At 55.4% G+C, this 12,087-nt stretch carries 9 protein-coding genes; 7 read left to right on the top strand and 2 right to left on the bottom strand.

The window, feature by feature from the left end:
* The first annotated feature begins 24 nt into the window (after positions 1–24).
* Together EUZ85_RS07695 and EUZ85_RS07690 are read left to right on the top strand one after the other, a co-directional pair.
* Positions 25–1,860 carry a long-chain-acyl-CoA synthetase gene (locus tag EUZ85_RS07695; RefSeq protein ID WP_127968745.1) on the top strand — a complete coding sequence of 612 codons (1,836 nt, stop codon included), beginning with the start codon at positions 25–27 and terminating at the stop codon, positions 1,858–1,860.
* Positions 1,861–2,044: 184 nt separating this feature from the next.
* A complete protein-coding gene (locus EUZ85_RS07690; protein WP_241566984.1) occupies positions 2,045–4,855 on the top strand; it encodes an EAL domain-containing protein in 2,811 nt (936 codons plus the stop codon).
* 526 nt (positions 4,856–5,381) lie between these two features.
* On the opposite strand, the gene EUZ85_RS07680 is transcribed toward EUZ85_RS07690, so the two are convergent.
* Positions 5,382–7,163, bottom strand: coding sequence for a DEAD/DEAH box helicase (locus EUZ85_RS07680; protein ID WP_127968742.1), 1,782 nt, complete (start codon positions 7,161–7,163; stop codon positions 5,382–5,384).
* 262 nt (positions 7,164–7,425) lie between these two features.
* Positions 7,426–7,572: a hypothetical protein gene (locus EUZ85_RS31105; protein WP_158304996.1), complete on the bottom strand. Its 147-nt coding sequence runs from the start codon at positions 7,570–7,572 to the stop codon at positions 7,426–7,428.
* Between the two features lie 119 nt (positions 7,573–7,691).
* Here EUZ85_RS31105 and EUZ85_RS07675 point away from each other — a divergent pair, with 119 nt between their 5' ends.
* The 5 genes from EUZ85_RS07675 (at position 7,692) to EUZ85_RS07655 (ending at position 12,069) form a co-directional block, all read left to right on the top strand.
* On the top strand, positions 7,692–8,789 hold the full coding sequence (locus tag EUZ85_RS07675) for a YafY family protein (RefSeq protein ID WP_127968741.1): 1,098 nt from the start codon (positions 7,692–7,694) through the stop codon (positions 8,787–8,789).
* A 20-nt stretch (positions 8,790–8,809) separates the two neighbouring features.
* Complete coding sequence (locus EUZ85_RS07670; RefSeq protein ID WP_127968740.1) at positions 8,810–9,613, top strand: hypothetical protein; 804 nt, start codon at positions 8,810–8,812, stop codon at positions 9,611–9,613.
* Between the two features lies 1 nt (position 9,614).
* A complete protein-coding gene (locus tag EUZ85_RS07665; protein ID WP_127968739.1) occupies positions 9,615–10,130 on the top strand; it encodes a gamma-glutamylcyclotransferase family protein in 516 nt (171 codons plus the stop codon).
* Between the two features lie 389 nt (positions 10,131–10,519).
* Complete coding sequence (locus tag EUZ85_RS07660) at positions 10,520–11,542, top strand: YHYH protein (RefSeq protein WP_127968738.1); 1,023 nt, start codon at positions 10,520–10,522, stop codon at positions 11,540–11,542.
* 2 nt (positions 11,543–11,544) lie between these two features.
* Positions 11,545–12,069 (top strand): hypothetical protein, encoded by a 525-nt coding sequence (locus EUZ85_RS07655; RefSeq protein WP_127968737.1) that lies wholly within the window; start codon positions 11,545–11,547, stop codon positions 12,067–12,069.
* Positions 12,070–12,087: the final 18 nt, after the last annotated feature.

Here is a 12,087-nt window from a genome sequence, read left to right as displayed (position 1 = left end):
ACAGGAAAATAAGAGGACCGAACTATGCCGCAGGAAGGCCGCATATCCACGCGAGATCTGGCCCGTCAGCTGCCCTTTGTCGCCCAAAAACTGCCTTCCCTGCTCAAAGGTTATTACTACTACGCCCTGCTCAAGCCGGATAAAGCCCTGGCCATCGGCGACATCATCGAACGCAATGCGGACACCCACGGCGAATGCGACGCAGTGCTCTACCGCGACCGGCGCATCAGTTATGAAGCTTTCAACGCCTGGGCCAACCGCTTCGCCCATTACTATCGCGCTCGCGGCGTGGCGCGTGGAGACGTGGTTGCCCTGAACCTGGAGAATCGACCGGAATTGCTGGCGGCGCTGGCAGGGGCGCTAAAGCTGGGCGCGGCGGGAGCGATGATCAATACTTCCCTGCGCGGAGAGGGGCTGGCCCACTGCCTGAACCTCACTCATCCCAAACTTGTGGTCGTGGGCGAGGAGCAATTGGAAGCCATCGCTTCCGCTGCGCCGCTACTGAACGTCCCCGCCGACTCGCAACGCATGCTCTTTCTCGCGGATGCGGATACGCTCAAAGAGGATTCGACAGCCCCGGAGGAATACGTCAATCTGGGCGCCGTCATTAAAAACCATCCCGACGGCAATCCGATTGTCACGGACCGTCCCCTCGCCGGCGATACTGCCGTCTATCTGTTCACCTCCGGCACCACCGGCCTGCCCAAGGCCGCGCCCAGCAGCCATCGCAAATGGTTCAAGGCGTATGGCGGCTTTGGCCATATGTCGCTGGCGTTGACGGAGAAAGACGTCGTCTATGCCCCCCTGCCCTTGTATCACGGCACCGGATTATTGGTGTGCTGGGGCGCGGCGCTGGCGGGCGCATCCGCCCTCGCTATCCGACGCAAATTTTCCGCCAGTGAATTCTGGAGCGATGTGCGCTTATATGGCGCCACTTGTTTCGGCTACGTCGGCGAATTATGCCGCTATCTGCTCGCCCAGCCGCCGGGACCCCAGGATCGCCATCACAAACTGAAAAAAATGATCGGCAATGGTCTGCGCCCTTCCATCTGGCTCCAGTTCAAAGAGCGCTTCGGCATTGAACAGATTGCGGAGCTGTACGCCGCCAGCGAGGGCAATGTCGGCTTCACCAACTTTTTGAATCTGGACAATACCGTCGGCTTTTCCACTGCGCCTTTCGCCTTGGTGAAATTCCATGAAGGCTCCCGCGAGCCGGTCCGTAACGGCAAAGGCAAACTGCAAAAGGTCGCCAAGGGCGAACCGGGATTACTGCTGGGTAAAATCACCCCCAAATGGAACTTTGAAGGTTACTCCCAGCCGGAAGCAACAGAGAAAGCCATCATCCGCAACGCTTTCCGCAAAGGCGACGCCTGGTTCAATACCGGCGACGTTTTACGGGAAATAGGCTGGCGTCATCTGCAGTTCGTGGACCGCATGGGAGACACCTTTCGCTGGAAAGGCGAAAACGTCTCCACGACTGAAGTGGAGAATGTGCTGGACAAGCTGGACGATGTGGAAGAAGCCGTCGTCTATGGCGTGGAGATTCCCAACATGAGCGGCAAAGCCGGTATGGCGGCTATCGTGGCGAAGGATAAACAACGCGGTCCGGATATGCGGCGGCTGGCTCAGGCCATGCTGGAAGCCTTGCCGACTTACGCCATGCCGGTCTTCATTCGCGTCACGCCGACCATAGCCAAAACCGGCACCTTTAAATACCGCAAGGTGGACCTGCAAAAAACCGGCTATCAATTGAATGAGCCGGAGGATCAGGTTTATCTATGGGCGCCGGAAGCCGGAGAATACCGTTTATTGACACAGGAAATGATCGCCACACTGGAGTCCGGCGGCTATCGGCTGTAGCGCCTGCTTAATATTACAGTTGTTCACGTTTCCCGCTTTTAACGGGGCGCTGCATCGCCTATTTTAGTGGCCTTCCATTGCAGTATCCCCAGGTATGATCCAGCGCTCGATAATTTTTCAGATATTTCCTAAACCACGCTTTGCGAACACGCTGTCAGCCGTTGTCGCTATGGCGTTGTTTTGCTTGATTTCGTTACACGCGAGCGCCGACGACGTAATTGTATATGCTGGCGAGTTTCCGCCGACCACTCCACAGGTTCATCACCTCGCCACAGAAGTCGGTTCATCGCCACTGGAGCAGGCGCGACAGGCTCTGCGCACGGCGCCGACCGTCTCCGCGTCGCAGATCAACTTCGGCTTCACCGGTAAAGAACACTGGTTCGCGTTCAAACTTCTGAATCGCAGCAGCGACAGCCGCGAACTGTTTCTTAGCCTGGGCAATCCACTGCTGGATAACATTGAGCTATTCCTGTTCCGAATCGGCGAAACCCAACCGGAATACGCCATCAGCAGCGGCGATCAGAGGCCATTCCATGAGCGCCCGATCAATCACCCGCATTTCGTCTTCCCCCTGCAGCTGGCGGGAGACACTGACTATGAGGTGGTTTTAAAGATCGACGCTACGTCCTCCATCCAGGTTCCCATGAGCCTGTGGGAGCCGTCTCAGTTCACCGCCTACAACCACAAAGAAGCCAGCCTGTCCGGCGCATTGCTGGGCATCATCGGCATCATGGCGGCGTACAATCTGATGCTATTCCTGTTCCTGCGCGACAAAGGCTATCTGTATTTCACCGCCGCACTGGCCAGCTACGCCCTGGCGGAGGCGACGCTATGCGGGATGGCGTACGCGTATTTCTGGCCGGACAACCCCGTATGGAACGACAAGAGTCTGGCGTTTTTCATCAACCTCTGTCTTGCGGCGTTGGCGTTGTTCACCCGTAGTTTCCTGTCGTTGCCGGAGCGTCTGCCGGCCATGGCGCAGGGATTCGTGCATATCGCCGCCTGGTGTCTGCTGTGCGCGGCGCTGGCGTTATTCGCCTCCAGCGCCGCCATGCTCAAGTTGTCCCTGCTTAACATCGCTGTGACGCCGATGTTCGGCTACTTCACCGGATTGTATCTGCTGCGCTCCAATTTCCGTCCAGCCCGATACTTCACCCTGGCCTACACCTTTTTGGTGTTCGCTTCCCTGGTGTTCTGCGCGGGCAAAATCGGGCTGTTGCCGTTAAACGGTCTGACCGGGCACGCCACGCAGTTCGGCGTCGTCGGCATGGTGCTGGCGCTCAGTCTGGCCCTGGCGGACCGTCTGAAAGGCGAAAAATCAGCCCGCGAGTTCGCGCAGTTGCAGGCGACGGAAAACCTAGAAAAGTATCGCACCATCTATGAAAACTCTTTGGAAGGGATGTTCCGTCTGGACGCCAAAGGCGCCCTGATGGCATGTAATCCGGCGTTCGCACAGTTACTGGGCGCGCGCAATGAGAAGGAGCTGGTCAGCAACACACGCGACCTGACTGGCATGATCCCTCTTCAGGAAGACGCCCGTCGTTTGTTCTTCCTGTCGCTGAAGCAGTACGGCCATGTTTTCGGATTCGAGGCCCGGTGCCAACGTCTCGATGGCAAGCAGTTCTGGGCCATCATCTTCGCCCGTCAAATCATCACGCCCGGCGGCCCCGGCTTTGTGGAAGGCTCTATTGTCGATATCACCGAGAAAAAAGAAAACGAGCAGCAGCTGCACTATCTGGCCCGTCACGACCCGTTGACCGGCCTGCTTAACCGTACTGAGTTTGAGTACCGTCTCAACAACGCATTGGTGCGCTCCCGTGAACAGGGGCTGCATCATGCGCTGCTGTTCATGGATCTGGACCAGTTCAAGATCGTCAACGACACCAGCGGCCACGCCGCCGGCGATGAGCTGTTGCGCCAGATCGCCGTTATGTTTCGTCAGCATCTGCGGGAGCGCGACTCTCTCGCCCGCCTGGGTGGAGATGAATTCGGCATCCTGTTAGAGCGCTGCGGCATAGAAAAAGCGTCAGAGATCGCCCATCGCTTACGTAATGAAGTCAGTGAATTCCGCTTCGCCCTGAAAGAAAAAGTATTCAGCGTCGGCGTCAGCATCGGCATTGTGCCGATTACAGCGGCGACGCCTTCCATCGAGGAAATTTTCAGCCTCGCCGACACCGCCTGTTACGCCGCCAAGGACGCCGGCCGCAACCGCATCATCGTACATAACGAGAAGACGGGGGAAATCATTCGCCGTCAAAGCGAGATGCAGGTGGTCACTGCACTGCAGGAAGCGATCAAGCAGAATCAGTTGGTGCTCTACAAACAGAATATCGGCGCGCTGAAACCGGAATTGTGCGGAGAACGTTATGAAATTCTGGTGCGTCTGAAGCAAGGTGCGGACATTCTTCCTCCCGGCGCCTTCCTGCCGGCGGCCGAGCGCTACAATATCATCCGCTCTTTGGATCGCTGGGTGATTGACGCCTACTTTAAGTGGCTGCATGCGCGCCCAGGACAGTTGGAACGGCTCAGTCAGGTCAACATCAACCTGAGCAGCCAGACCATCAACGATTCGGAATTCGCCGACTTTCTGCTGTCCGCATTCAGCAAATACAGCATTCCTCTGGATAAAGTCTGCTTTGAAATTACGGAAAGCTCCGCCATCTCCAGCCTGGTGGAAACCACCGCCCTGGTGCAGAACATGCGCGCGAAAGGCATCAAATTCGCCCTGGATGACTTTGGCAGCGGCTTTTCCTCTTATTCGTATTTGAAGAGCCTGCCGGTTAACTCTCTGAAGATCGACGGCAGCTTCGTCCGCGACATCCTCAGCGACCCCGTGGATCTGGCCATGGTGCGCTCCATCACAGAAGTCGCCCATATCATGGGGCTGAATGTAGTGGCGGAATTCGTGGAAAATGAAGAAACGGTGGAACGTCTGAAAAGCCTCGACGTGGACTTCGTACAGGGCTACCACATCCACAAACCCATGCCATTGTAAGAGCGCCCTTCCGTTATATTAACATGGCAATGATATTGGCATGTTAATCACCAGGCGCATGGACGCGCCTGCGCGGCGACAAGCCGCGGGAGACAGGGCCTGACATGTGCAGGCCCTGTCGTTGCAGACAAATAGAAGGAAGCTATTTGTCTGCCTGATTAATAGATACAGGCGGGCGCGCTCCTGGCCCATCACTCCGCAGTACGACTTACTTACCCCATACCCACTCATATCTCTCTTGCCTCTTTTTATATCTCATACGTCAGCGGCTACACACAGGACGATCTCTGCGTCGAGTTAGAGGCAAATAACGTCGTAAGCATGTGCGTTATGACGATCTGAAAGCTCTAAAGAGTCATTGATGCAGGCGCTGCGGGAATGCGGAATGCGGAATGCGGAATGCGGAATGCGGAATGCGGAATGCGGAAAAAAGTGTGGGAGTATTGCTGAAGAAAACAAAAACCAGTGGGTGGCGAGAAGCCATCCCACTGGTTTGAATGCCGCTGTTAGATCAGCGGGCTAAGTCTTACGAGCGCGGACGCTTAGAGGAAGGACGAGGACCGCCACGACCACTACCGCTGCGGGGCTTGCGCTCTGGCTTACCGGCATCCGGCTTCATGTTGATCAGCTGCTGACGAATGCGTACTTTCTGCAGGTGCTGAAGCACTTCTTTCGGCATGCCTTCTGGCAGCTCAACGGTACTGAAGTTGTCGTAAATGGCGATGTGGCCAATGTACTTGCTTTCAATATTCGCTTCGTTGGCGATAGCGCCGACGATATCGCCAGGGCTAACGTCATGGGAGCGACCCACTTCGATACGATAGCGTTCTCTCGGTATGCCGTCGTCGCGACGCGAATCACGACCTTCGCGGCCTTCACGACCACGACGATCGCGGTCCCGCGGGTTACGGCCGCGACCATCACGGTCCCGATCACGTCCACGGAAGTCTTTATCCAGCTTCGGCAGGTCTTTCAGAATCGGGAACAAAGGCTGTTCCACCTGCAGACGGAACGCCAGCGCTGCGGCGACGTCTTCCAGCGACAACTCATTTTCCTGACAGAAATCCAGCACCACCTTTTTCATAGACTCCAGATCCTGACCGTCCAGAGTGCGGTGCAGGTTTTCCTGGAACTGCTGGATGCGCTGCTCGCTGATTTTTTCAGCGGAAGGCGCTTCGTAAGGTGTCAGCGGTTGCTTGGTGGCCATTTCAATTGCGCGCAGCAGGCGACGCTCTTTCGGCGCAGCAAACAGGATAGCTTTACCTTCGCGCCCGGCGCGGCCGGTACGACCAATACGGTGAACGTATGCTTCAGTGTCGTAAGGAATGTCGTAGTTCAGAACCAGACCGATACGCTCTACGTCAAGACCACGGGCCGCAACGTCAGTCGCGACAACGATGTCCAGACGGCCTTTCTTCAGGCGGTCGATCGTCTGCTCACGAATCTTCTGAGTCTGGTCGCCATTCAAGGCTTCAGCCGCGTAACCGCGCGCCTGCAGCTTCTCAGCCAGTTCCGTGGTGGCGGACTTGGTGCGCACGAAAATAATCATGCCTTCGAAGTTTTCAACTTCCAGTACGCGGGTCAGCGCGTCCAGTTTGTGAGAGTTATCAACCATCAATACGTGCTGGCTGATGCGCTCAACGGTGGAAGTCTTAGCGGCGATACGAACTTCTTTCGCCCCTTTCAGATATTTTTCCGCCACGCGCTTGATAGCGGGAGGCATGGTCGCAGAGAACAGCGCGTATTGGCAGGCGCCGGGCGCGTTGGAGAGGATTTCCTCTACATCGTCGATGAAGCCCATACGCAGCATTTCGTCAGCTTCGTCCAGCACGACTGCGCGAATTTGCGACAAATCCAGGCTCTTGCGCTGTAAATGGTCCAACACACGGCCAGGCGTACCGACAATAACTTGCACGCCGCGCTTCAGAGAGCGCAATTGTCCGCGCATATCCTGACCGCCGTAGATCGGCAGTACGGTGAAGTCAGGCAGATAACGGGAATAGCTTTTGAACGCTTCCGCCACCTGGATGGCCAGTTCCCGGGTGGGAGCCAGCACGATAATTTGTGGAGACTGGATCTTTGGATCAAGTCTTTCCAACAACGGCAGAGCGAAAGCCGCTGTCTTGCCGGTACCAGTCTGCGCCACCCCTAAAATGCTCTCGCCCTGCAGCAACAGGGGAATACTTTGCTCCTGGATCGGTGAGGGTTGCTCGTAACCCACGTCTTTTAGAGCGGACAAAAGAGAATCAGATAAACCAAGAGAAGCGAAATCTTTCGACAGCGCGGTTGCAGAATCAGTTGAAGACATTAATTCGGGACCTATCAGGGGGGCTGCTTTGCAGTGAATAAAAAATGGTCGCTAATTGTACAGATCTAGCTTGCGGAATAACAGTAAAATTTTCAATGCCGAAGAAAAGTTACACGCGCTTACAAATGCGTAATCAATAACTTGAGTGGCGGGAGGGGAGTTTTTACTATGGAGTCGCCGCTTACCTGGGGCGAAACGGGAAATGTCCGGGGAGGCGGCTACTGCAGACGACGCGCCAGCCCCGGAGAGGGAGAGCCATTCGTCATACTACCGGTTCAACGACAACCAGGCGCATTTTGCGACCTTCGAAGATGCGATCCAGGATGTCATGCAAGTCGGCGACGCTTTCGCTCTGGATACGGAAGCGGAATTTGGCTCCTTTTTGGGTAAACGCATTGACTCTATACATTTTTCTTTCTCCCGAGATGGTTTATTTCGTCTACAGGAGTTAGATTAGGAAGTAAAACGACCATTGATGTCGCAAAAGAATGTATTCTTTAGTCTTCGCAAAGTTTTTATGGGGAACTGATGAGAACTTTTCTACGCCGCTTATCCATCCTGGCTTATCTGAAATCGGCCAGAACGCCCAAATCCACCGAAGAAATCATCAACCACCTGATTTCTGCGGACTATATGGAAGAGGGCGGCGATCCAAATTCACAGAAGCGCCTGATCCAGCGCGACATGAATTTCCTGTACGGCAAAAACGAAATGGAGGACGAAGACGACGAGCCCGGCAACGAGTTCGGCCTGGAAGTGGTGAGGGGCGTAGGCAAGAGCCTGCTATGGAAACTCGACCCCTACTCCACCCTGCAATATGACTACGAGAAGATGCCTCAGTACATGGCCATCGCCTTCGCCATGGCCAAGAAGCACCTGTCGAACCTGCTGCCGCGCAACACCATATCCGAACTGGAGCGCTTTTTCGCCCAGGCGGAAGAGCGCCTGGAACAGTCGGAGAAATCCTTATCTCCGCAGTTGTATAACCGTCTGCGCGATTCCGTTGAGTTCTATCAGCGCGGCCAGCGTCTGCAACCGGCGGATTTCGATATCGAGCATCTGGACACCATCTATCGCGCCATCCTGAAAAACAAACAGGTGTTGTTCACTTATCGCGGCAAAGAGTATCGCGCTCATCCCTTTGGCGTTGCGATCCTGCTGCCGAAAATCTATCTGGTGGCGAAAAAGGACGAGGACATCGACACCCCTGGCGCCTATCGCCACTTCCTGCTGCATAAGATCGATCGCATCACCATGGATCAGCGCAGCTCCCGCGTGCCAAAGAAGTTCCGGCTGCGGGACTATCTGGAGGCGGGCAAAATGGACGTGTTCATCGATCCCGAGGACAACTCGGTTTATTCCATGAAGTTGCGCATCACGCCGGCTAATCCTTACAGCAACCTGATATCCGACCTGAGCGAAAACCCCATCGCCGTGGACCAGAAAATCAAGCCGTCTACTGACGAGAGCGGCTCTTATATTCTCACAGCCAAGGTGCGGCGCACTATTCAGTTGCGGAACTGGCTGATGAATCTGGGCGCGGAATGTAAAGTGATGGAGCCGCAGGAAATTCGCGACGATCTGATTGCCGCGCTACGGGATGCGCTGAGTAACTACGGCGCCTAAGCCAGCCACAGGAGTCCGCCATGCAGACAACCACCCCGACGCAGCCCTCGCCCGGTACGCGCGAGCTCAACCTGGCGCGATGGACGGCCGCGTCGTTCCTGCGTCTCATGGCGGCTTTATTGACCCTGCTCGGGCTAGCCGCCTGCGCCCATCAACCCACGCCAAGCAAACCGGGTTTAATGACTCCCGGCGTTCATCCTATTGCGCCGACGCAGGAGCAATTCTGGTGGCGCGCCTGTTTCAAAATGCCTTTTGATGATAACGGCGATCCCGATTGGAACATGGACTTACTGTTGGCGGATCAAGTCGTCGCACCTGTGTTGGCGCAGCATGCGGGCGCTTTACCGTTATGGCGCTTTCATCGACGCGCCGCGCCGGACGCCGCCGGTCACCAGTTCAGCCTGCTGTTTTACACAGACCCGAACACCGCCGGTCGCGTCTTCAAGGGCCTGGAAAATTCGCCAGTCGTCGCGCAGCTCCTGCAAAGCGGTGACCTCAAGCAGTTGGTCATTAAATGCGGTTACCGCGACCTGACGTCCGACCTGCAGGCCACCAGCGATCCCAACTGGGAGCCTCATCTGCAAAAAACCTGGCCATATTTCATCATGGGCGTCAGCGCCCACTGGCTGGCGTTGATTCAATCTTTTGGCGAGGATATCCCCATGCAGTCCGACGGTACCGCAGCCATGCTGGAGCGTTACGGGCAAATACGTCAGCAAATCAGCGGCGTCTGGCAGGGACAAGGCCAGCATGCCTACCTGCACCACCTTAGCGCCCTGTTTGGTTACGAGCCAATGCTGATTCAGAAGTTTATCCAGTTCTGATATGACGTCCCTCCCCCACTTTGACTACTTCGCTTATGGCTCCAACATGTCCCTGCTCCGGTTGCGTGGCCGCACGCCCAGCGCCCGATTTTTATGCACGGGCCGGTTAACGGGTTATCAGCTGCGTTTTCATAAAGTTGGAAAAGACGGCACCGCCAAGTGCGATATTTTTCATACCGGAAGCTATGAAGACGTCGTCTACGGCGGCCTCTTTAAGATTAACGCGCAAGATCGACACGCCCTTGATCTCGCCGAAGGCGCAGGCAAGGGTTATGACCCCACCGACCTGTGGATAACGACGGAAAGCGGCGCTCTTGTGCAAGCGCTCACTTACGTCGCCACGCTCACTGATGTAAACCTTCGCCCTTTCGACTGGTATCTGGAACATGTGCTGCGGGGCGCAGAAGCACTGCAGCTGCCGCGCCACTATATTGAGAGCCTGCGCGCGATCCAGCCGATGGCGGATTCGGATACTGATCGCGTCCAAAGAGAGTTGGCGATCTACCGCCGCGATTAACCCGCTTATCCTGGGGCAAGGCTTTCTTCGTTAGATAGTCTTCTTTAATTTCCTAACATTCCCTGCATCAATTTTCCGCCTGTAAATTAACCAGTCGTTAACCTCCTCCTTCGAAATAATACGCTTATCCCGATCATCAATCTGATTGTCGCCACGGGCCGCTGCGCCTCAAATCAGCATCGGGAGCAAAGGAACCGCCAAGCCAAACATAAGAAGGAAACCACTATGCCGACACCGTTCACTCTTCCCCGCTAGCCGTAAGCGGCTGGCGCGATCCGATCAATTCGTTAAAGCAAGATCGTAAAACAAGAATGGCGATTTTTCTCGCCACTGAGATATAGCAAGCGCTCACATACAGGAACTATTCACCAGCCAAAAAGGGAACTGATATGAAAATACGCTCGATCTCCATTCGCTCTATCGCACTCCCTGCCGGACTCGCCGCTGCAATAACGGGAGTCTGGATAACTGCGGCGCAGGCCCAGGAAATTCAATACGGGAGGGGATATTTCTTTCCTGCGCTCATTCCTTCCTATTTCGATAAAGAGCATTTCCTGGAGGATATCTCCATGGAGCGCTGTGAACTGAATAACGGCTATCAGTCCTGGTGCTACAAGCTGAAAGTCAAAAGTAACCCAGTGGAAAACGGTCCTTATTGCCCGGAAACCATCAATGATATTGGCGGCGTTTATCCTTATGACGGCGCAACCAATCCCGGTTTGCGGGTTCTGAAAAGAGACTTGTTCGAGGACATGGAGGCGGACGGCTACGATATCGTGGACGACGACGGCAACATCCGTTTCATCATGATCAAAACCGGAGAAATACCTAACCTGGACCCGGATTTGTCTTACTGCATCGAAGTCGAACCCGACAACGAACTACAACTCTCCTACATGATTCCGGTTTTCTCCTGGCATGCCCAGGAATCCACGCCCATGGACGACGCCTCCAAGATTGTCGGCTTATCCCTGATCGGAATGCCTATCAATGGCTTGCCGCCCTCAGTGGCCAACGGCATTCCCGGCGCGCCCACCGGCGTTGGCAGTATGCCTGCGCTGGACGCCTGTGGCGGACACATTAACGAGGGCTTCTACCACTCCCATATTTTCCCGGAAACCATCAACGAGATTTACGCCAAGCACCATATTGGCGAAGTTCGCTGCGAAGCGGTCTATCCGAAAGGTTCCGGCGACCTGGTGGCGTACGCCATGGACGGTTACCCCATCTATACCAATCTGGATATGAACGGCGCCACGCCAACCAATCTGGATGAATGCAATGGCCATTTCGGCCCGACCATCCATTACCCGACCGGCATGTATCACTATCATTCCTCCTCAGCGGAAGACGTGAACATTCCCCGCTGTCTGAAAGGCGTGTTGGCGAAACAACAGTTGATCGTGGAGTGACAATGGTTAGATACAAAACTTTCGCTCTAACGTTGTTCTGGCTGGCGCTATCAACGCCGTCCGCTTTCGCGCATTACCCGTTCATGTCGTTCTTCAATCTGTCTCGCGGAGAGGACAATGTCTGGCGACTGAACGCTGTCCTCGCGCAAGCCAGCGTTTCCGCCACGCTGAGTCAGCTACAGGCAGAGCAAAGCGGCGCGCGCTTCACTCGTGAGGAACAGGAGAAGGAACTAACGAATTACCTGCTGGACACGGTCAAGCTCAAGGTGGATGGGGTCGAAATTACGCTGACGCCAACCGTCGTCAATCTGGGCGACCATGAAACCCGGGTGGTGTTTGAACTGAACAACGCGCCTAAATATTTCCACCGTATAGATGCGAGTATTCGCAGTTTTTCCGATGACGCCAATCACCACAATATCCTGACCCTGTTCCAGAAAGCCGGACGCAGCAAGGTCGTGTTGTCATCCAGGAATAATTACAGCTCGCAACTCAATGCGCCGGAGAAACTGGCGGAAGGCTCATGAGTAAATCGTGACGCATCA

The organism is Hahella sp. KA22, from assembly GCF_004135205.1.
Classification (GTDB): domain Bacteria; phylum Pseudomonadota; class Gammaproteobacteria; order Pseudomonadales; family Oleiphilaceae; genus Hahella.
Note: the sequence above shows the minus strand (reverse complement) of the source record. Positions and strands in the feature narration are given on the sequence as shown.

Bases quoted from the DNA above. Each gene is read 5' to 3' on its own strand.
- EUZ85_RS07675 (WP_127968741.1), top strand. From the start codon at position 7,692: ATGAGAACTTTTCTACGCCGCTTATCCATCCTGGCTTATCTGAAATCG.
- EUZ85_RS07660 (WP_127968738.1), top strand. From the start codon at position 10,520: ATGAAAATACGCTCGATCTCCATTCGCTCTATCGCACTCCCTGCCGGA.
- EUZ85_RS07670 (WP_127968740.1), top strand. From the start codon at position 8,810: ATGCAGACAACCACCCCGACGCAGCCCTCGCCCGGTACGCGCGAGCTC.
- EUZ85_RS07665 (WP_127968739.1), top strand. From the start codon at position 9,615: ATGACGTCCCTCCCCCACTTTGACTACTTCGCTTATGGCTCCAACATG.
- EUZ85_RS31105 (WP_158304996.1), bottom strand. From the start codon at position 7,572: ATGTATAGAGTCAATGCGTTTACCCAAAAAGGAGCCAAATTCCGCTTC.
- EUZ85_RS07680 (WP_127968742.1), bottom strand. From the start codon at position 7,163: ATGTCTTCAACTGATTCTGCAACCGCGCTGTCGAAAGATTTCGCTTCT.
- EUZ85_RS07695 (WP_127968745.1), top strand. From the start codon at position 25: ATGCCGCAGGAAGGCCGCATATCCACGCGAGATCTGGCCCGTCAGCTG.
- EUZ85_RS07655 (WP_127968737.1), top strand. From the start codon at position 11,545: ATGGTTAGATACAAAACTTTCGCTCTAACGTTGTTCTGGCTGGCGCTA.